The organism is Veronia pacifica, from assembly GCF_001707825.1.
GTDB classification, from domain to species: Bacteria; Pseudomonadota; Gammaproteobacteria; order Enterobacterales; family Vibrionaceae; genus Veronia; species Veronia pacifica.
This window is the reverse complement of record NZ_LYBM01000124.1, coordinates 1-532: the sequence shown is the minus strand read 5'-3', so window position 1 is coordinate 532 and position 532 is coordinate 1. Positions and strand designations below refer to the sequence as shown.

Genomic DNA, 532 nt, shown 5'->3' with positions numbered 1-532 from the left:
ACAAGGGTGTCATTGCCTGCTCCACCTGCGATCTCGAGGCCACCACCGTGTCCATCCAATGATTCAATCTCAATATTGCTGGCTTTAAATATGCCGGCGATACTCGAATCTATATAGAAGTCTGGGGTATCGCCGCTGTAGGACGTCTCACGGACTACATCACCGTTCCTGAGGTACTTCACGCTGCCATTGTTGACTTCAATACTGAGAACATCCCCTTTAGCAAGTGCACTGGCCCGCCCTATGTAGCTGCCATTTTCGTAGATGTAGAGGTTGCTAGAAGACACATAGAGCGCGTAGTCGATATCGGTATAAGAGGCCCTGCTTTCTGTGCGTCCAAGACCAATCATGGCCGAGCCCGTTTCCTTAACGGTTATATTGAGTCGGTAGTGGTCGGTAAATCCATATTCTGACATGCGCTTGGAATTAGCCTGCCTGCTCCACCCAGAATTGCTTGTTGTCGACAACTCATCGTTGGAATAGGTAACCCCACTCAGTGCTGCCCACTCAGTAACTGCAACCCTTTGCTGAA

1 protein-coding gene is annotated in these 532 nt (G+C 49.8%); it reads right to left on the bottom strand.

Annotated elements, in window-relative coordinates:
* A partial coding sequence (locus A8L45_RS24875; RefSeq protein ID WP_175402086.1) for a hypothetical protein occupies positions 1-532 on the bottom strand: 532 nt, incomplete at both ends.